This is a genomic window from Pseudomonas sp. PS1(2021), from assembly GCF_020405165.1.
Classification (GTDB): domain Bacteria; phylum Pseudomonadota; class Gammaproteobacteria; order Pseudomonadales; family Pseudomonadaceae; genus Pseudomonas; species Pseudomonas aeruginosa.
Genome location: NZ_CP084484.1, coordinates 3,748,244 through 3,768,127 on the forward strand (window position 1 = coordinate 3,748,244; position 19,884 = coordinate 3,768,127).

Annotated in this window: 16 protein-coding genes and 1 tRNA gene; 13 read left to right on the forward strand and 4 right to left on the reverse strand. The window is 66.0% G+C overall.

Going from position 1 to position 19,884, the window contains the following annotated elements; genetic code table 11:
• The first annotated feature begins 113 nt into the window (after positions 1 to 113).
• The 5 genes from gacS to LE197_RS18105 all read left to right on the forward strand — a co-directional run bounded on the left by gacS (position 114) and on the right by LE197_RS18105 (position 6,860).
• On the forward strand, positions 114 to 2,891 hold the full coding sequence (gene gacS, locus LE197_RS18085; protein ID WP_014603200.1) for a two-component system sensor histidine kinase GacS: 2,778 nt from the start codon (positions 114 to 116) through the stop codon (positions 2,889 to 2,891).
• Positions 2,892 to 2,893: 2 nt separating this feature from the next.
• Positions 2,894 to 3,883: a 2-hydroxyacid dehydrogenase gene (locus LE197_RS18090; protein ID WP_003086027.1), complete on the forward strand. Its 990-nt coding sequence runs from the start codon at positions 2,894 to 2,896 to the stop codon at positions 3,881 to 3,883.
• Positions 3,884 to 3,918: 35 nt separating this feature from the next.
• Positions 3,919 to 4,344 carry a hypothetical protein gene (locus LE197_RS18095; RefSeq protein ID WP_003112592.1) on the forward strand — a complete coding sequence of 142 codons (426 nt, stop codon included), beginning with the start codon at positions 3,919 to 3,921 and terminating at the stop codon, positions 4,342 to 4,344.
• A gap of 67 nt (positions 4,345 to 4,411) precedes the next feature.
• Positions 4,412 to 4,819 carry an META domain-containing protein gene (locus LE197_RS18100; protein WP_003112593.1) on the forward strand — a complete coding sequence of 136 codons (408 nt, stop codon included), beginning with the start codon at positions 4,412 to 4,414 and terminating at the stop codon, positions 4,817 to 4,819.
• Between the two features lie 112 nt (positions 4,820 to 4,931).
• On the forward strand, positions 4,932 to 6,860 hold the full coding sequence (locus LE197_RS18105; RefSeq protein WP_003123229.1) for a sulfatase-like hydrolase/transferase: 1,929 nt from the start codon (positions 4,932 to 4,934) through the stop codon (positions 6,858 to 6,860).
• Positions 6,861 to 6,866: 6 nt separating this feature from the next.
• On the opposite strand, the gene dinB is transcribed toward LE197_RS18105, so the two are convergent.
• Positions 6,867 to 7,916 (reverse strand): DNA polymerase IV, encoded by a 1,050-nt coding sequence (gene dinB / locus LE197_RS18110; protein ID WP_003123230.1) that lies wholly within the window; start codon positions 7,914 to 7,916, stop codon positions 6,867 to 6,869.
• A gap of 146 nt (positions 7,917 to 8,062) precedes the next feature.
• Here dinB and LE197_RS18115 point away from each other — a divergent pair.
• A tRNA-Met gene (locus LE197_RS18115) sits at positions 8,063 to 8,139 on the forward strand.
• 178 nt (positions 8,140 to 8,317) lie between these two features.
• A complete protein-coding gene (locus tag LE197_RS18120; protein WP_003086015.1) occupies positions 8,318 to 8,632 on the forward strand; it encodes a hypothetical protein in 315 nt (104 codons plus the stop codon).
• Positions 8,633 to 8,646: 14 nt separating this feature from the next.
• On the opposite strand, the gene LE197_RS18125 is transcribed toward LE197_RS18120, so the two are convergent.
• The gene (locus tag LE197_RS18125) at positions 8,647 to 9,006 is read right to left on the reverse strand and encodes a hypothetical protein (protein ID WP_003104747.1); all 360 of its coding nucleotides are present in this window, start codon (positions 9,004 to 9,006) and stop codon (positions 8,647 to 8,649) included.
• Between the two features lie 248 nt (positions 9,007 to 9,254).
• Between LE197_RS18125 and mprF the strand changes: the two genes are divergently transcribed.
• The 3 genes from mprF (at position 9,255) to LE197_RS18140 (ending at position 13,894) form a co-directional block, all read left to right on the forward strand.
• Complete coding sequence (gene mprF, locus LE197_RS18130) at positions 9,255 to 11,900, forward strand: bifunctional lysylphosphatidylglycerol flippase/synthetase MprF (RefSeq protein WP_010793889.1); 2,646 nt, start codon at positions 9,255 to 9,257, stop codon at positions 11,898 to 11,900.
• Position 11,901: 1 nt separating this feature from the next.
• Positions 11,902 to 13,185 (forward strand): virulence factor family protein, encoded by a 1,284-nt coding sequence (locus tag LE197_RS18135; RefSeq protein WP_003112596.1) that lies wholly within the window; start codon positions 11,902 to 11,904, stop codon positions 13,183 to 13,185.
• 160 nt (positions 13,186 to 13,345) lie between these two features.
• Positions 13,346 to 13,894 carry a cytochrome b gene (locus LE197_RS18140; protein ID WP_003112597.1) on the forward strand — a complete coding sequence of 183 codons (549 nt, stop codon included), beginning with the start codon at positions 13,346 to 13,348 and terminating at the stop codon, positions 13,892 to 13,894.
• A 54-nt stretch (positions 13,895 to 13,948) separates the two neighbouring features.
• On the opposite strand, the gene LE197_RS18145 is transcribed toward LE197_RS18140, so the two are convergent.
• Positions 13,949 to 15,853, reverse strand: coding sequence for a potassium transporter Kup (locus LE197_RS18145; RefSeq protein WP_003104754.1), 1,905 nt, complete (start codon positions 15,851 to 15,853; stop codon positions 13,949 to 13,951).
• A gap of 246 nt (positions 15,854 to 16,099) precedes the next feature.
• Between LE197_RS18145 and rimO the strand changes: the two genes are divergently transcribed.
• From rimO to LE197_RS18160, 3 genes are all read left to right on the forward strand, one after another.
• Positions 16,100 to 17,422: a 30S ribosomal protein S12 methylthiotransferase RimO gene (gene rimO, locus LE197_RS18150; RefSeq protein ID WP_003086001.1), complete on the forward strand. Its 1,323-nt coding sequence runs from the start codon at positions 16,100 to 16,102 to the stop codon at positions 17,420 to 17,422.
• A gap of 62 nt (positions 17,423 to 17,484) precedes the next feature.
• Positions 17,485 to 17,946, forward strand: a complete 462-nt coding sequence (locus tag LE197_RS18155) for a DUF1456 family protein (protein WP_003112599.1) — start codon at positions 17,485 to 17,487, stop codon at positions 17,944 to 17,946.
• The gene (locus tag LE197_RS18160) at positions 17,939 to 18,331 is read left to right on the forward strand and encodes a hypothetical protein (protein ID WP_003085997.1); all 393 of its coding nucleotides are present in this window, start codon (positions 17,939 to 17,941) and stop codon (positions 18,329 to 18,331) included. Before LE197_RS18155 ends, LE197_RS18160 begins: the two co-directional genes overlap by 8 nt.
• A 49-nt stretch (positions 18,332 to 18,380) precedes the next feature.
• Here LE197_RS18160 and mgtE read toward each other — a convergent pair whose 3' ends face one another.
• A complete protein-coding gene (mgtE, locus tag LE197_RS18165) occupies positions 18,381 to 19,829 on the reverse strand; it encodes a magnesium transporter (protein WP_003085996.1) in 1,449 nt (482 codons plus the stop codon).
• Positions 19,830 to 19,884 lie beyond the last annotated feature (55 nt).

The window sequence follows — 19,884 nt, forward strand, 5'->3', positions numbered from 1 at the left end:
GCCGGGCTGCGCACATCGGTGCAGATTCCCCTTCCGCGACCCGCTAAACTGCGCGGGGTAAACGTATGGCCGGGGAGCGTCGGCCATCCCGATCTGGCTCGACGGAGAGACGTGTGTTCAAGGATCTCGGCATCAAGGGGCGCGTACTGCTGCTCACCCTGCTCCCCACCAGCCTGCTGGCGATGGTGCTTGGCGGTTACTTCACCTGGGTCCAGCTGTCCGACATGCGCGCCCAGTTGATCGAGCGCGGGCAACTGATCGCCGAACAACTGGCGCCGCTGGCCGCCACCGCGCTGGCGCGAAAGGATACCGCCGTGCTCAACCGCATCGCCAACGAGGCGCTGGACCAACCGGACGTGCGCGCGGTGACCTTCCTCGACGCCCGCCAGGAACGCCTCGCCCATGCCGGGCCAAGCATGCTCACCGTCGCCCCGGCCGGCGACGCCAGCCATCTGAGCATGTCCACCGAACTGGACACCACGCACTTCCTGCTACCGGTTCTTGGCCGCCACCACAGCCTGTCCGGCGCCACCGAGCCTGACGACGAGCGCGTACTCGGCTGGGTCGAACTGGAACTGTCGCACCACGGGACTCTGCTGCGCGGATATCGCAGCCTGTTCACCAGCCTCTTGCTGATCGCCGCCGGCCTCGGCGTCACCGCCCTCCTCGCCCTGCGCATGAGCCGCGCGATCAACGCGCCGCTGGAACTGATCAGCCAGGGCGTCGCCCAGCTCAAGGAAGGCCGCATGGAAACCCGCCTGCCACCGATGGGCAGCAACGAGCTGGACGAACTGGCCTCTGGCATCAACCGCATGGCGGAAACGCTGCAGAGCGCCCAGGAGGAAATGCAGCACAACATCGACCAGGCCACCGAGGACGTACGGCAGAACCTGGAAACCATCGAGATCCAGAACATCGAGCTGGACCTGGCACGCAAGGAGGCCCTGGAGGCGAGCAGGATCAAGTCCGAGTTCCTCGCCAACATGAGCCACGAGATCCGCACCCCGCTCAACGGCATCCTCGGTTTCACCAACCTGCTGCAGAAGAGCGAGCTCAGCCCGCGCCAGCAGGACTACCTCACGACCATCCAGAAATCGGCGGAAAGCCTGCTGGGGATCATCAACGAGATCCTCGATTTCTCGAAGATCGAGGCCGGCAAGCTGGTTCTGGAAAACCTCCCTTTCAATCTCCGCGACCTGATCCAGGACGCCCTGACCATGCTGGCTCCGGCCGCCCACGAGAAGCAACTGGAACTGGTCAGCCTGGTCTACCGGGATACCCCGATCCAATTGCAGGGCGACCCGCAGCGGCTGAAGCAGATCCTCACCAACCTGGTCGGCAACGCCATCAAGTTCACCCAGGGCGGCACCGTCGCCGTGCGCGCCATGCTCGAAGACGAAAGCGACGACCGCGCGCAGCTGCGGATCAGCGTACAGGACACCGGTATCGGCCTCTCCGAGGAGGACCAGCAGGCCTTGTTCAAGGCCTTCAGCCAGGCCGACAACTCACTGTCGCGGCAAGCCGGTGGCACCGGCCTGGGCCTGGTGATCTCCAAGCGCCTGATCGAGCAGATGGGCGGCGAGATCGGCGTCGACAGTACGCCTGGGGAAGGCGCCGAGTTCTGGATCAGCCTGAGTCTGCCGAAAAGTCGCGACGACAACGAGGAGCCGGGCGCCTCCTGGGCCGCGGGCCAACGCGTGGCGCTGCTCGAACCGCAGGAACTGACGCGCCGCTCGCTGCACCACCAGCTCACCGACTTCGGCCTGGAAGTGAGCGAATTCGCCAACCTCGACAGCCTCCAGGAAAGCCTGCGCAACCCGCCGCCCGGCCAGTTGCCGATCAGCCTGGCGGTGCTCGGCGTCTCGGCCGCGATCCATCCGCCGGAAGAGCTGAGCCAGTCGTTCTGGGAATTCGAACGGCTCGGCTGCAAGACCCTGGTGCTCTGCCCGACCACCGAGCAGGCGCAATACCACGCGACCCTGCCCGACGAACAGGTCGAGGCCAAGCCCGCCTGCACCCGCAAGCTGCAACGCAAGCTGCAGGAGTTGCTTCAAGTCCGCCCGACGCGCAGCGACAAGCCCCACGCCATGGTTTCCGGACGGCCGCCACGGCTGCTCTGCGTCGACGACAACCCGGCCAACCTGCTGCTGGTGCAGACCCTGCTCAGCGACCTCGGCGCCCAGGTCACCGCGGTGGACAGCGGCTACGCGGCCCTCGAGGTAGTGCAGCGCGAGCGCTTCGACCTGGTCTTCATGGACGTGCAGATGCCCGGCATGGACGGCCGCCAGGCCACCGAGGCGATCCGCCGCTGGGAGGCCGAGCGGGAAGTCAGCCCGGTGCCGGTGATCGCGCTCACCGCACATGCGCTTTCCAACGAGAAGCGCGCATTGCTGCAGGCCGGCATGGACGACTACCTGACCAAGCCGATCGACGAGCAGCAATTGGCCCAGGTAGTGCTGAAGTGGACCGGACTGAGCCTGGGCCAGTCGCTGGCCAGCATGAGCCGTGCGCCGCAGCTCGGCCAGTTGAGCGTGCTCGACCCCGAGGAAGGGCTGCGCCTGGCCGCCGGCAAGGCCGACCTCGCCGCCGACATGCTGGCGATGCTGCTGGCCTCGCTGGCGGCGGACCGCCAGGCGATTCGCCAGGCCCGCGACAACGACGACCGCACCGCTTTGCTCGAGAGGGTCCACCGGCTGCATGGCGCCACCCGCTACTGTGGCGTGCCGCAGTTGCGCGCGGCCTGCCAGACCAGCGAAACCCTGCTCAAGCAGAACGATCCGGCGGCGGCCGCGGCCCTGGACGAGCTGGACAAGGCCATCGAGGCCCTGGCCGACACTGCCTCGGCCACCACCCACCTGTCCTCCACCAGCCTCGACTCCAGCGAACTCTGACCATGCGCATCCTGTTCTTCAGCACCCAGGCCTACGACAGCGAGAGCTTCCAGGCCAGCAACCACCGGCACGGCTTCGAACTGCACTTCCAGCAGGCCCACCTGCAGGCGGACACGGCGGTCCTCGCCCAGGGCTTCGAAGTAGTCTGCGCCTTCGTCAACGACGACCTCTCGCGGCCGGTACTGGAACGCCTGGCCGCCGGCGGCACGCGCCTGGTCGCCCTGCGCTCGGCCGGCTACAACCACGTCGACCTGGCCGCCGCCGAAGCGCTCGGCCTGCCGGTGGTGCACGTCCCGGCCTATTCGCCGCACGCTGTCGCCGAGCACGCGGTCGGCCTGATCCTGACGCTCAACCGGCGCCTGCACCGCGCCTACAACCGGACCCGCGAGGGCGATTTCTCGCTGCATGGGCTGACCGGCTTCGACCTCCACGGCAAACGCGTCGGAGTGATCGGCACCGGACAGATCGGCGAGACCTTCGCCCGCATCATGGCCGGCTTCGGCTGCGAGCTGCTGGCCTACGATCCCTATCCCAATCCGCGCATCCAAGCACTCGGCGGCCGCTACCTGGCGCTCGACGCCCTGCTCGCCGAGTCCGACATCGTCAGCCTGCATTGCCCGCTGACCGCCGACACCCGCCACCTCATCGACGCGCAGCGCCTGGCGACGATGAAACCCGGCGCGATGCTGATCAATACCGGCCGTGGCGCCCTGGTGAACGCCGCGGCGCTGATCGAGGCGCTGAAGAGCGGACAACTGGGCTACCTCGGCCTCGATGTCTATGAAGAGGAAGCGGATATCTTTTTCGAGGATCGCTCCGACCAGCCCCTGCAGGATGACGTGCTGGCACGCCTGCTGAGCTTCCCCAACGTGGTGGTGACTGCCCACCAGGCCTTCCTTACCCGCGAGGCGCTGGCGGCGATCGCCGACACCACCCTGGACAACATCGCCGCCTGGCAGGACGGGACGCCACGCAATCGGGTCCGGGCCTGATGGCGTGGTAGCATGCGCGGCTGATTGGAGGCTCCATGGCTGAACACGATTTCCGTTACACCCTGCTCAACCCGCAATACACCCTCAACGAATGCCGCGCGCTCTCCCCGGGGCGCTACCAGGTCACCGGCACCGGCGGCTCGATCAAGGCCGACGACGTGCTGCTGGTCAGCCTCAAGGGCAGCAAGACCCTGAGCATGCGCCTGACCGTGGAAAAGGTTCGCCACCTGATCAACCCACCCGGCCAGTGGCTGGCGGTCGCCCGCGGCCCGGCATTCCGCGAACTGGCGATCCATACCTGGCAGGTCGACTGCGACCAGTGCCAGGCTCGTCTCGACTTCGAGTTCGCCGTGGACGCCAGTCTCGGTCGCAAGGCCCTGGCGCCGGCCGCCGAAGAACGCATTCACGAACTGGGCTGGCGCAGCCGCGAAGGCAAGCACCTGTGCCCGAAATGCCAGTAGGGCGAACGCCCCGTCCGACCGACGGTCTGTGAACTATCGCCCGTACGAAATGCGCAAAGGAAACGCCATGAAACCCTCTCTCGCCCTCTTCGCCTCCGCCGCCCTGATCCTGGGCGGTTGCGCCAGCCAGGAGACCACCCTGGAAACCGAGCAGGCCTACCAGGTCGACTGGGTCGGGGCACAACCGACGATGGACTACAGCCACATCAGCCTGACCTTCGACGGCCAGGGCCGCGCCTTCGGCAATGGCGGCTGCAACCACTGGTTCGCCAGCTACACCCTGCAGGACGACCTCCTTCAGTTCGGCGCCATCGGCAGCACCCGCCGCCTGTGCGCGGCGGAGATCATGGAGCAGGAACGGCGCTTCCTGGCCCTGCTGCAGAGCGTCCAGCACTGGGACATTTCGCCGTCCGACGAGCTGCGCCTGTGGCCGGCCGAAGGCAAGCCGCTGCGCCTGGTCCCCGAGCACGACTGAAGCCTGAAGCGGCGCTACCCGGCGCCGCCCGTTTACATTTTTTTGACATCCATTTCATTCCCGCTTGACCACCACGTCCCTAGGCTTCCGCATCCTCGCCCGGAGACGCTTGATGTTCGCCCCACCCAGCACCGAGACACTCAACCGCTTCTTTCTGTTGTCGTGGCTGGTGGTGCTCTGGCAGGTGCTGCGCCTGCAGGACGGGATCGTCTTCGACGACGCCTGGCTGCCGCTCTGGAGCGTCGCTGCCAGCCTGAGCTACGCCTTCCTTTATATAGTCCCGGTGTACCTCGCCTGCCGACTGCTCCTGCATTTCCATGATCGCCTTCCCGTGCGCCTCAGTCCGTGGCTGGCAGGCGTGCTGGCCATCGTCGGCAGCGCAGCGGTACAGATACTGCTCTACGCCGACCGCACCCTCTACGACCTGTACGGATTCCACCTCAACGGTTTCAGCATCGGCCTGCTGGTCTCGCCCGGCGGCCTCTCCAGCCTCGGCAGCGGCGACGGCACCCTGCTCAGCGCAAGCCTGGCGGCCCTGGCCCTGCTCTGTCTGCAGGTGCTGCTGTACAGCGCCTGCCAGGTCAGCCGCGAACGCCTTCCCGCGCTCCCTCGGCGCGCCTGGCGCTACCTGTTGGCGGCCTTCCTCTGCCTGGCCCTGGGCGAACGCCTGGCCTATGCGTTCAGCTCCCTGCGCGACTACCGGCCGATCCTGCTGGCCAGCGAACGCTATCCGCTGTACCTGCCATTGACCGTCCGCAGCCTGGCGCGAAGCCTGGGCATCCAGCCGACGCCCACCCAGCGCGAGCTGCTCCAGCAGCAGAGCGACCTGCACTATCCGCTCCGGCCGCTGGAGATCAGCGCCCCGGCGAACCCATTGAACATCGTCTGGATCGTCGCCGAGTCGCTCCGCGGGGACATGCTCGATCCGCGCTACATGCCCAGGCTGTGGGACTTCTCCAACCGGGCGATCCGCCTGGACAACCACTACAGCAGCGGCAACCTGACCCAGATGGGCGTCTTCGGCATGTTCTACGGGCTGCACGGCGGCTACTGGGACGCCGTGCTGAAGGCCGGCCAGCCGCCGGTGCTCATGGAGGTACTCAGGCAGCAGAACTACCAGTTCCGGATCAATGCCGCGCAACGTTTCAGCTATCCGCCCTTCGACCGCAGCGTGTTCGTCAACCTGCGCCCGCAGGACCTGCACGTGCTGGATAGCCCGGAGCCTGCCTGGCAGCGCGACGCCCGGAACACCGACGACCTGCTGCGCTTCGTCGATCGCCGACTACCCGACCGGCCGTTCTTCGCCTGCCTGTTCCTCGAGTCGAGCCACGCCAACTACAGCTTCCGCGACGAGACCGCGAAAATCCGCCCCTATCTGGTCAACTTCAACTACCTGACCACCGATTTCCAGGCGCAGATGCCGCTGATCAAGAACCGCTACCTGAATGCCGTGCGCGAAGTCGATACACAGATCGGCCGCCTGCTGCAGCACCTGGAAAACCAGCACCTGCTGGAAAACACCGCGGTAGTGGTGCTCGGCGACCATGGGGAAGAGTTCATGGAACGCTCGCGCTGGGGCCACAATACCGAGTTCAATCGCTACCAGACCGGCACCGTCGCCGTGCTGAGCATTCCCGGACAGGCGCCCCGTGCCGTCCGCGGCATCACCAGCCACATCGACCTGCCCGCAACGCTCCTGCCGCTGCTGGGCGTACGCAATCCGCCCCGCGACTACTCGCTGGGACAGGACCTGCTCGCAGCGGACTACCATCGCGACTATGCGGTGAGCGCCGATACCACGCGCATCGCCTACCTGGGCGAAGGCTTCAAGGTGAGCTTCCCACTGCGTGGCGCGGACCGTCACCACGGTCCGGTGAGCGATGGCGACGACCGCCCGCTCGACGTGGAACAACAGGAAGCCATACGCGGCCCACTCCGTGCAGCACGCCTGGAACTGCTGCAGGATCTCGGCCGCTTCAGCGCCTTGCCGGTAGGGGAAGAGCCGTCGCCGCGGAGCCTCGCGACTTCGTTGAGGCCATGAGGAGCATCAGAACAGCCTGAGTTGTTCGTGGGCGCCCTGCAGGTCGAGCAGGCGCACGCCGACGCCGATCAGGCGCACCGGACGATTGCCACGGGCAAAGGCCTGGCCGAGCAATTGCCGGTAGCTCTCCAGGTCGCGCCCGGCGCCGGACTGTTCCACTGTGGTCTGGGTGAAATCGTGAAACTTCAGTTTCACGAACGGCTTGTCCGGCCGATAACTGCCATCCAGGCGTTGCAGGCGTCCGTCCAGCTCCTCGAGCAGGGTCGGCAGTTCCTCCAGGCAAGCCGCCAGGTCCGGCAGGTCGCGATCGAAGGTACATTCGACGCTCACCGACTGGCGCCGGCTGTCGACTTCCACCGGTCGCTCGTCGATACCATGGGCCAGTCCCCACAGGCGTTCGCCGAAGCTGCCGAACTCGCGCACCAGGCTCAGCTTGCTGCCCTGGCGCAGGTCGGCGCAGGTGCGGATGCCCATCCGCGCCAGGCGCTCCGCCGTGACCTTGCCGACGCCATGCAACTTGGCCACCGGCAACTCGGCGACGAACCCGTCGACCTGCTCCGGGGTAATCACGAACAGCCCGTCCGGCTTGCGCCAGTCGCTGGCGATCTTGGCCAGGAACTTGTTCGGCGCGACGCCCGCCGAAACGGTGATGCGCAGCTCCTCGGCCACCCGGCGGCGGATGTCCTGGGCAATCCGCGTGGCGCTACCGGCGAAATGCGGCGAAGCGCTGACGTCCAGGTAGGCCTCGTCCAGCGAAAGCGGCTCGATCAGATCGGTATAATCGCGGAAGATCGCATGGATCTGCTTCGACACCGCCCGGTAGACATCGAAACGCGGGCGCACCACCAGCAGATCGGGACACAGCTTGAGCGCCGTGCGCATGGCCATCGCCGAGCGCACGCCATAGGCTCGCGCCTCGTAGCTGCAAGTGGCGACCACTCCGCGCTTGTCCGGCGAACCGCCAACCGCCAGCGCCTTGCCGCGCAAGCTGGGGTCGTCGCGCATCTCGAGGGCGGCGTAGAAACAGTCGCAGTCTATATGGATGATTTTCCGCACCGGAATCTCGCTACAAGCCCCGCCGGGCCTGCCCCGGAGCGCTGAATTCTAACATTGGGCAAGCGCTAAGCATTTGAAGAAAAAACACTTTTTTCGAAAAATCGATTGACAGCCCGACGAGAGTCCGTAGAATGCGACCACACAGACGCGGGATGGAGCAGTCTGGTAGCTCGTCGGGCTCATAACCCGAAGGTCGTTGGTTCAAATCCAGCTCCCGCAACCACATTCGAAAAGCCCCGGCACTAGCGATAGCGCCGGGGCTTTTTGCATTCCGCCCCTCCTGTTCCACTGCATCGCCTCGCCCTCCGTTCGCTCGCATCATCGCACATTTAACTGTATATTCGTACAGCAAGCTCAGCCTTCGATGAATGCTCGGTAACGGATACGGAAAGGACAGACAGATGCTGAACGTCGAACAATTGAAGCGCAGCGTGAACCGGATGGAACTCGACGACATCCGCCAGGCAGTGGACGAACTGCAGATGGACGGCCTGGTCACCGACGGCAAGACGCCGTTCACCCGCGTGCACTTCAACACCTGCTTCGCCGAGATCGAGGCGCTGTTCCAGCGCGCCGGCTTCCACCGGCCGCTCGATGTGGTCGGCTACCAGGGCGAGATCTATGCGTTGTACGACCCCTCTCGCTGGGAGGCCGTGGAAGTGCTGCGCTGGTTGAAGGAATACCGCGAGGAATCGCGTCACCTGACTCCGGCGTGAGCGCAACGCCTGCGTCAGCGCAACTCGTGTGCCAGGCGCGCGCAGGCCATCCCCACGACCAGCATCACCAGCGGACCGAAGGCCCGCATGGAGATCCGCGCAAGGCTCCAGGACTCTTTCGCAGCGAACAGGCTTGCCGGATTCACCGAATAGACCAGCAGGGAACCGCAGAACAGCCCCAGGCCCAGCAGGCCCAGGCGGCGCAACCAACCGTCGTGGCGGAGCAATACCACCAGCAGGGCGCCGTACAACAGGCAATCGACCCGCGCCACCGAGTCCTTGACCTGCAACGACTGTTCCCAATCCCCCAGCCACCATCCAGCGGCCACGCCCAGCACGACTCCGGCGCCGACATGAATGCCCGCCTGGATCATCGTCACCCTTCCCCCCTCGGAAATGGTCGGACAGTGCAAGCCGCCACTATGCCCACGGCAAGCTGAACCATCGCTGAACGAATACCAGCAAATGGCCTTCGGCCACTTCGCCGACGCAACTCCTGCAAAACCCGGCGGTCTTCTCCCTGTGACAGGACGCCGCCCCGCACAGAAAAAATCTGCTGCGACCACTTGGGAACTCGCCCGAGAGGCCATACTCTGTCGCGCAAATTCCCATGAGGTGGCTGATGCGCACCGACGCTCCCGTTCCAGAACATCCCGCTCCACCCAGCTCTCCCGCGTCCCCACAACGCATCCGGCTGATCGATCGGATTACCGCCTACCGCCAGCCCATCGGCCTGGTCTTCACCTTGCTGCTGTTCGGCCTGGCGCTGGTGGCCTGCTACCACCTGCTACGGGAGATCGATCCCGGCGCCCTCCACGATGCCATCGCCGACGTGCCCAGGCCGGCGCTGCTCGGCGCCCTGAGCGCGACCGCCCTCGGCTTCGTCATCCTGCTCGGCTACGAGTGGTCGGCCAGCCGCTTCGCTGGCGTCACGCTGCCCATGCGCAGCCTGGCCACCGGCGGCTTCAGCGCCTTCGCCATCGGCAATGCGGTAGGCCTGTCGCTGCTTTCCGGCGGCTCCGTACGCTACCGACTGTATTCCCGGCATGGCATCGGCGCTGCCGAAATAGCCCGGATGACGCTATTTGCCAGCCTTTCCCTGGGCTGCGCACTGCCGGTGCTGGCGGCACTCGCCGCACTCTGCGACCTCGACGATGCGGCGTCGGCGCTGCACCTGCCCCGCGCCCTGGTCGCCGTCATCGCGATCGCCGTCCTGTCGCTGGCTGTCGGCCTGGTGGCGTTCCTGGCCCGGCACCGCCTGCCGGGAGAACGGCCGTCCCCCGACAGCCTGCTGGTCCGCCTCGGCCGCCGCAGCCTGCGCCTGCCAGGCCTGCGCCTATCGCTGCTGCAACTGCTGATCACCGCCCTCGACGTCGCCGCCGCCGCTACCGTCCTTTATCTGTTGCTGCCGGAAACCCCACCCTTCGCGGCGTTCCTGCTGGTCTACCTGCTCGCCCTGGCCGCCGGCGTACTCAGCCACGTACCGGGCGGAGTCGGGGTGTTCGAGGCGGTGCTGCTGGCCGCGTTCGCCGGCCAACTGGGCGCCGCGCCGCTGGCCGCGGCCCTGCTCTTGTACCGCTTGATTTATGTGGTGCTGCCACTGCTGCTGGCCTGCCTTTTGTTGCTGTTCCTCGAAGCGCGCCGGTTGTGGGTGACGCGCCAGGCGATTCGCGTCGCCTCGGGTTTCGCCGCACCGATCCTGGCGATCCTGGTCTTCCTCTCCGGTGTCGTGCTGCTGTTTTCCGGCGCCACACCGGCGATCGACACCCGCCTGGAACACCTCGGTTTCCTCATTCCACATCGCCTGATCGATGCCTCGCACCTGGTCGCCAGCCTGATCGGCGTGCTCTGCCTCCTGCTCGCGCAGGGTTTGCGCCGACGGCTGTCGGCCGCCTGGGCCCTGACCCTGGTGCTGTTGCTGGTGGGCGCCCTGCTTTCGCTGCTGAAAGGCTTCGACTGGGAGGAAGCCAGCCTGCTGAGCCTGACCGCCGCGCTGCTCGCCATGTTCCGCCGCTCCTTCTACCGTCCCAGCCGGCTGATGGAAGTACCCTTCTCGCCGCTTTACGTAGGCGCCAGCATCTGCGTGGTCGGCGCCTCGGTCTGGCTGCTGCTGTTCGCCAACCAGGACGTGCATTACAGCAACCAGCTCTGGTGGCAGTTCGCCCTGGACGCCGACGCCCCGCGCGCCCTGCGCGCCGCCCTCGGCAGTTGCCTGCTGCTCCTGGCCCTGGCCCTTGGCTGGCTGCTGCGCGCGGCACCGCCGGCGATCCGCGAGCCGAACGCGGAAGAGCTGCAGCGCGCGGCGCGGATCATCCGCCACTCGGACCAGCCGGATGGCGGCCTGGCCCTGACCGGCGACAAGGCCCTGCTCTTCCATGAGAGCGACGACGCTTTCCTCATGTACGCCCGCCGCGGTCGCAGCATGATCGCCCTGTACGACCCGATCGGCCCGGCCATGCAGCGCGCCGAACTGATCTGGCAGTTCCGCGACCTCTGCGACCTGCACCATGCCCGCCCGGTGTTCTACCAGGTGCGTGCCGAGAACCTGCCGTTCTACATGGACATTGGCCTGACCGCCCTCAAGCTCGGCGAAGAAGCGCGAGTCGACCTGCTGCGCTTCGACCTGGAGAACAAGGGCAAGGAAATGAAAGACCTGCGCTACACCTGGAACCGCGGCCAGCGCGACGGCCTGGCCCTGGAGTTCCATGAACCGGGCCAGGCTCCGCTGGACGAGCTGAAGGCGATATCGGACGCCTGGCTGGGCGGCAAGCAGGTGCGCGAGAAAGGCTTCTCCCTGGGCCGCTTCACCCCGACGTACCTGAACTTCTTCCGCATCGCCATCGTCCGCCACCAAGGCAAGCCGGTGGCCTTCGCCAACCTGCTGGAGACCGACAGCCGCGAACTGGCGAGCCTCGACCTGATGCGCGTGCACCCGGACGCGCCGAAGCTGACCATGGAGTTCCTCATGCTCGGCCTCATCCTCCACTACAAGGCCCAGGGCCACGCGCGCTTCAGCCTCGGCATGGTGCCGCTGGCCGGGCTCCAGCCAAGGCGCGGCGCGCCGTTGACCCAGCGCCTGGGCGCGCTGGTCTTCCGGCGGGGCGAACAGTTCTACAATTTCCAGGGGCTGCGACGCTTCAAGGACAAGTTCCAGCCCGACTGGGAACCCCGCTACCTGGCCGTGCCAGCCGGGCTCGACCCGCTGGTGGCCCTGGCCGATACCGCCGCGCTGATCGCCGGCGGCCTGACTGGATTGGTGAAACGCTGATATGTCTGTCGTGAAACGTCACTGGCGCCGTTTTCTGGTCGCCGCCCTGGTGCTGATCGTCGGTGCCGCCCTGCTGCTCTGGAGCCGACCGGCGGCCCAGGCGAAACTGGAAGCCCTGGACCTCGACGACGGCGGCCACGCCACCCTTGCCGAACCCGGCGAGAAGCCGCGCTCGCGGGTGGTGGTGATCGCCGCCCCCGAACAGCAACTGAACGACGCCCAGATGCTGAACCTGGCTCACGACAGCGCCGCCCGGGTGATCCAGTACTTCCCCCCGGAAAACGGCGATTGCAGGGCGCAGCAGTCCCGGCTCGAAGCGGTCATTGCCCGCCTCGGCGGCAAGCCGAACCTGGTCGCCGGCATCGGCCCAGGCTCGACCACCGCCTGGCGCTGGCTCGCCAGCCAGGACGACGACAAGGCCAAGGCGCTCTCGGTCGGCTTCGACATTGCCCTGGCCGAGCGCGACTGCGACGCCCCGCTGCCGCACCAGGCGTCGCACGGCCAGTGGCTGCTGGCCTGGAACGACAACCCGGACGACGACACCGCAGTCTTCGTCCGCAAGCAGTCGAGCGCGGAAACCAGCATCAGCGACTACGACACCCCGCTGTCCGACGTGCTCGCCCATCAGTTGCGCCTGCAACTGCAAGGCAACGCCGAGGCCCTGCCGGTACTCGAGGTCCCCGCGGCGCAACCCTCGGACATCGTCACCCTGTTCTATTCCGGCGACGGCGGCTGGCGCGACCTGGACAAGGACTCTGCCGAGCATATGGCCAGCATGGGCTACCCGGTGGTCGGCATCGACACCCTGCGCTACTACTGGCAACACAAGAGCCCGGAACAGAGCGCCGCCGACCTCTCCAAGCTGATGCAACACTACCGCGAGAAGTGGGGCGCGAAACGTTTCGTCCTGGCCGGCTACTCGTTCGGCGCTGACATCCTGCCGGCGATCTACAACCGCCTGCCCGGAAAGGACCAGCAGCAAGTGAAAGCCATGCTGCTGCTGGCGCTGGCGCGGACCGGCAGCTTCGAGATCGAAGTGGAAGGCTGGCTGGGCAAGGCCGGCGAGGAAGCCGCCACCGGCCCGGAAATGGCCAGGTTGCCGGCGGCCAAGGTGTTCTGCATCTATGGCGCCGAAGAAAAGGACGAAAGCGGCTGTACCCAATCCCAGGCCGTCGGCGAGAAGCTCGAACTGCCGGGCGGCCACCACTTCGACGAGGACTACCTGTCCCTGGCGAAGAAGATGCTCCAGGCCATCCGCGACCGCGAGAACGCTCCCGACGCCTGATCGCGATCAAGCTCTCCCCGCTCCGCCCTTCTTGTCCCCGGCCGGCGCCAGCTAGACTGAGCCTGCCGGGGGCATTCAGGCTGGCTTCAGCGGAGCCGCCGAGAATACCGGCCGACCCGCCGCAGAGCGGGCTCCCGAGAGCCGAAGAGAAGGAACCGTGATGAGCTGGAAAAACACCGAATCCCGTTATGGGAGCCTGACCATTGCCCTGCACTGGCTGACCCTGCTGCTGATCGCCGGGGTCTACGCCTGTATCGAACTGAAGGGCAATTTCCCCAAGGGCAGCGAAACCCGCGAACTGCTCAAGCAATGGCACTTCATGCTTGGCCTGAGCGTTTTCCTGCTGGTCTGGTTGCGCCTGCTGGTGCGCCTGGCCACCCCTACCCCGCGCATAGAGCCCGCCATCCCCGCCTGGCAGGCGACGCTGGCCAGGCTGATGCACTACGCCCTCTACCTGATGATGATCGGCCTGCCCTTCGCCGGCTGGCTGATCCTCAGCGCCGCCGGCAAGCCGATACCGTTCTTCGGCCTGGAGCTACCGCCGCTGGTCGACAAGAACCCCGACCTCGCCGGGCAAATCAAGGAATGGCACGAAACCATCGGCAACGCCGGTTATTTCCTGATCGGCCTGCACGCCGCCGCGGCGCTCTTCCATCACTTCGTCAGCCGCGACAACACCCTGGTACGGATGCTGCCGCAACGGCGCTGAGAAACGCGCAAAAAAACGCGCCCAATCGGGCGCGCTTTTTTGCAGCGGAGCGGATCAGATCTCGACCTGGGTTCCCAACTCGATCACCCGGTTGAGCGGCAGGTTGAAATAGCGCAGGTTGCCGTTGGCGTTCTTCAGCAGGAAGGCGAACAACCCCTCGCGCCAGCGCGCCATGCCGATGCGCTTGGATGGAATCACCGTCTCCCGGCTGAGGAAGTAGGTGGTGCGCATCGGGCTGAAGTCCAGTTCGTTGAGATGGCACAGGCGCAAGGCAGCCGGGATGTCTGGCTCTTCCATGAAGCCGAAGTGCAGGATCACCCGGAAGAACCCGTCGCCATAGGCCTCGACCTCGAAACGGCGATCCGGCGAAACCCGTGGGCTGTCTTCGTTGACCACGGTGAGCAGCACCACCTGCTCGTGCAGCACCTGGTTGTGCAACAGGTTGTGCAGCAGCGCGTGAGGCACCGCGTCGGTACGCGCGGTAAGGAACACCGCGGTCCCCTGGACCCGGTGCGGCGGCTGCACGCGCATGCTGGAAATGAACACCGAGAGCGGCAGCGAGCCCTCGTCGAGACGCTCCACCAGCAGTTGGCGGCCACGCTTCCAGGTGGACATCAGGATGAAGATGACGATACCCGCGATGACCGGGAAGGCGCCGCCCTGGATCACCTTGGGCAGGTTGGCGGCGAAGAACAGGCTGTCCACCGCGAGCATCACGCAGAAGAACGGGACGCCCAGCCACAGCGGCCATTTCCACAGGCGCCAGATCACCACGCCCATCAGCAGGGTGGTGATCAGCATGGTTCCGGTCACCGCCACGCCGTAGGCAGCCGCCAGCGACGCCGAGGACTCGAAGCCGAGCACCAGCAGGACCACGCCGACCATCAGCGCCCAATTCACCCCGCCGATGTAGATCTGCCCCTGCTCGTGGCTGGAAGTGTGCTGGATGGTCATCCGCGGCACGTAGCCGAGCTGGATCGCCTGGCGGGTCAGGGAGAAGGCGCCGGAGATCACCGCTTGGGAGGCGATCACCGTGGCCAGGGTGGACAGCGCCACCATCGGCAGCAGCGCCCAGCCCGGCGCCAGCAGGTAGAAGGGGTTGCGCGCCGCCTCGGCGTTGGAAAGGATGGTCGCGCCCTGGCCGAAGTAGTTCAGCACCAGCGCCGGCAGCACCAGCAGGAACCAGGCACGGGCGATCGGCTTGCGACCGAAGTGGCCCATGTCGGCGTACAGCGCCTCGGCGCCGGTCAGCGCCAGTACGGTGGCGCCGAGGATGGCGACACCGATGCCGGGATGCGAGCTGAAGAAACGCACGGCCCATACAGGGTTCATCGCCTGCAGCACTTCCGGCTGCTGGATCACCCCGTAGACGCCCAGCGCCGCCAGGGCGCCGAACCAGAGCACCATGACCGGGCCGAACAGGATGCCGATCCGCGCGGTGCCGTGCTTCTGGATCAGGAACAGGCCGATCAGCACGATAAGCGCCAGCGGTACCGTCCAGTGCTCCAGGCCGTCGAAGGCGATCTCCAGCCCTTCTACCGCCGACAGTACCGAGATCGCCGGGGTGATCATGCTGTCGCCGTAGAACAGCGCCGCGCCGATCAGGCCGGCAACCACCACGAAGGTCTGCAGCCTGCCGAACGGCGCCGCCGCCCGGCGCGCCAGGGCCGACAGCGCCATCACCCCGCCCTCGCCCTGGTTGTCGGCACGCAGGACGAAGATCACGTACTTGATGGAAACGACCCAGACCAGCGACCAGAAGATCAGCGACAGCACGCCAAGGACGCCATCGTGGTTGGCCTGCACCCCGTAGCCGCCGATGAAGACCTCTTTCAGGGTATACAAGGGACTGGTGCCAATATCCCCATAGCAGACTCCAACCGCCCCGACCATCAGGCCGATGGCAGAGCTGGAATGCCCCTCCGACGTCTCCTCGGCACGCGTCGCTGCATCACTCATGAAACGCTTTCCCCCGGAAAAATTCGGCAAATGCTGCGCCCATGCCGTCCGCGATGCAAGCGCCGAGGCCACGGACTGCTATGACTATAGAAGGCCGGGGAGCCGATTGCCGAGCGCCCGCGGTGAGTTTTTCCAGGGCCGGAAAAGAGCTGCACGGGAGACTGGAAAAGCCGCGGCGCTGCCGCTAGAATTGCGCACTTTTTGATCAGAGGCGCCAGCAAGCGCGCCCGCCTACCGAGGTTAGCCATGTCCACCCCCACTCCCAAAGTCGGCTTCGTCAGTCTTGGATGCCCCAAGGCGCTGGTCGACTCCGAGCGCATCCTCACCCAGCTGCGCATGGAAGGCTATGAGGTCGTTCCGACCTACGAAGACGCCGACGTCGTGGTGGTCAACACCTGCGGTTTCATCGACAGCGCCAAGGCCGAGTCCCTGGAAGTGATCGGCGAAGCCATCGCCGAGAACGGCAAGGTCATCGTCACCGGCTGCATGGGCGTGGAAGAGCACGCGATCCGCGACGTCCATCCCAGCGTGCTGGCGGTCACCGGCCCGCAACAGTACGAGCAGGTGGTTACCGCGGTGCACGAAGTGGTGCCGCCGAAGACCGAACACAACCCGCTGGTCGACCTGGTCCCGCCGCAAGGCGTCAAGCTGACCCCGCGCCACTACGCCTACCTGAAGATTTCCGAAGGCTGCAACCACAGCTGCAGCTTCTGCATCATCCCGTCCATGCGCGGCAAGCTGGTCAGCCGGCCGGTCGGCGACGTGCTGAGCGAGGCCGAGCGCCTGGTCAAGGCCGGGGTCAAGGAACTCCTGGTGATTTCCCAGGACACCAGCGCCTACGGCGTGGACCTGAAGTACAAGACCGACTTCTGGAACGGCCAGCCGGTCAAGACCCGCATGAAGGAACTCTGCGAGGCGCTGAGCAGCATGGGCGTGTGGGTTCGCCTGCACTACGTCTACCCGTACCCCAACGTCGACGACGTGATCCCGCTGATGGCCGCCGGCAAGCTCCTGCCGTACCTCGACATCCCCTTCCAGCACGCCAGCCCGAAGGTGCTCAAGGCCATGAAGCGCCCGGCCTTCGAGGACAAGACCCTGGCCCGGATCAAGCAGTGGCGCGAGATCTGCCCGGAACTGACCATCCGCTCGACCTTCATCGTCGGCTTCCCGGGCGAAACCGAAGAAGACTTCCAGTACCTGCTCGACTGGCTGACGGAAGCCCAGCTCGACCGCGTCGGCTGCTTCCAGTACTCCCCCGTCGAAGGCGCTCCGGCCAACGAGCTGGGCCTGGAGCCGGTGCCGGACGAGGTCAAGCAGGACCGCTGGGAACGCTTCATGGCCCACCAGCAGGCGATTTCCGCCGCTCGCCTGCAGCTCAAGGTGGGCAAGGAAATCGAAGTGCTGATCGACGAAGTCGACGAACAGGGCGCGGTCGGCCGCTCCTGGGCCGACGCTCCGGAAATCGACGGCAACGTGTTCGTCGACAGCGACGAGCTGAAGCCGGGCGACAAGGTCCGCGTGCGCATCACCGATGCCGACGAGTACGACCTCTGGGCCGAGCTGGTCTGAGCCCCCCCTGAAGAGCCCCGCCCCGCGGGGCTTTTTCATCGCCAACCGCTCCGGAGAGCACGATGCTCAACAACGACGTACTACGCAGCCTGCGCTACCTGCTGGATCTTCCCGACGCACATCTGGCCGAACTGGCCGCCCGGTTCGGCGAGCAAGTCGAAGCGGACCTGCTCGAGGCTTACCTGAAGAAGGAAGACGAAGACGGCTTCCAGGCCTGCCCCGACCGCTACCTGGCGCGCTGCCTGGACGGACTGATCATCCAGCGCCGCGGTCGCGACGAGTCGCGTCCGCTACCGCCGCTGGAGCTGCCGTTGAGCAACAACATGATCCTGAAGAAGCTGCGGGTCGCCTTCGAACTCAAGGAGGAAGACCTCCATGCCATCCTCGACAGCGTCGACTTCCCGGTCTCCAAACCCGAGCTGAGCGCCCTGTTTCGCAAGCCCGGCCACAGCAACTACCGGACCTGCGGCGACCAGTTGCTGCGCAACTTCCTCAAGGGCCTGACCCTGCGCGTCCGTGGCTGAACGCGCGGAGCCACTGCTGGCGGTTCTGCTCCAGGCGCCGCCCTGCGTCGACCCCTGGTTCCTGGAGTGCCGCCAGGATCGCGCCGGCCTCACCATCCTCGTCCGCGACCTCGCCAACCAGCGCACCTGGCGCGTCGAGTTCGTCGAAGTCGAAGGCCTGCGCCAGCTCGACGCTGCCGACCTGCTGGAATTCTGGCCAGCCTGTGCGGCATCCGAGGGTTGGCTGTACCGGGTCGAGCAAGGCGGCTGGCTGGACCAGGAATGCCGTCGCGAGGGCTTCGTCGCCCGCGAGACCAAGGCCGTCGACGAGTATTTCGTCAATGGCGGCGATCGCTGCCTGAGCGTGCTGTCCTGGTCGCCACCGAAGGTTTCCCCGCTGATCTGACCGCCATGAAAAAAGCCGCCCGTGGGCGGCTTCTCGCGTGGCGCTCCGGCTACATCAGGAAGATCGTCGCCAGGCCGAGGAAGATGAAGAAACCGCCGCTGTCGGTCATCGCAGTGATCATTACGCTGGAGCCCATCGCCGGATCGCGTCCGAAACGATGCAGGGTCATCGGGATCAGCACTCCCATCATCGCCGCCAGCAGCAGGTTCAGGGTCATCGCGGCGGTCATCACCACGCCCAGTTCCCAGTTGCCGTAAAGATAGAAGGCCACCACGCCGATCACTCCTCCCCAGGCCAGGCCGTTGACCAGCGCGACGCCAAGCTCCTTGCGCAGCAGGCGGTTGCGACTGTTGCTGGTCGGCTGTACCTGGTCGAGCGCGATGGCGCGGACGATCATGGTGATGGTCTGGTTGCCGGAATTGCCACCGATGCCGGCAACGATCGGCATCAGCGCGGCCAGCGCCACCAGTTTCTCGATGGAGCCTTCGAACAGGCCGATCACCCGCGAGGCGACGAAGGCGGTGATCAGGTTGGTGGCCAGCCAGGCCCAGCGGTTGCGCACCGACTTCCAGACCGAGGCGAAGATATCTTCTTCTTCACGCAGACCGGCCATGTTGAGGACTTCGCTTTCGCTTTCCTCACGGATCAGGTCGACCATCTCGTCGATGGTCAGACGACCGATCAGCTTGCCGCCCTTGTCCACCACCGGCGCGGAAATCAGGTCGTAACGCTCGAATGCCTGGGCGGCGTCGTAGCCGTCCTCGTCCGGGTGGAAGGTCACCGGGTCGGTGGCCATGACTTCCAGCACTTGCTTGTCCGGATCGTTGACCAGCAGGCGCTTGATCGGCAGCACGCCCTTGAGCACGCCGTCGTAGTCGACCACGAACAGTTTGTCGGTATGCCCGGGCAGTTCCTTCAGGCGGCGCAGGTAGCGCAGCACCACTTCCAGGCTGACGTCCTCGCGGATGGTGACCATCTCGAAGTCCATCAGCGCGCCGACCTGGTCCTCCTCGTAGGACAGCGCCGAACGCACTCGCTCGCGCTGCTGCGCGTCGAGGCTTTCCATCAGTTCATGGACCACGTCGCGCGGCAGTTCCGGCGCCAGGTCGGCGAGTTCGTCGGCGTCCAGGTCCTTGGTCGCGGCGATGATCTCGTGGTCGTCCATGTCCGCGATCAGGGTTTCCCGGACCGCGTCGGAGACTTCGAGGAGGATGTCGCCGTCGTCCTCGGACTTGACCAGCTGCCAGACCGTAAGGCGGTCGTCCAGCGGCAGCGATTCGAGGATGTGGGCGATGTCGGCGGGGTGCAGTTCCTCCAGCTTGCGCTGGAGTTCTACGAGATTCTGCCGGTGGACGAGGTTTTCCACCCGGTCATGGTGCTGGCCTTCCTGACGATGGGTCAGGTCCTCCACCACCTTGTGGCGATGCAGCAGCTCGACCACCTGCGCTAGGCGGTCCTGCAGGCTTTCCTGCGGCTTCTTGGCTTCTACTTCGGTCATAGCGCGCTCCACCCCCAGTAGCGGAGCACGCCAAAGGGGTCAATCAGAAACGTGA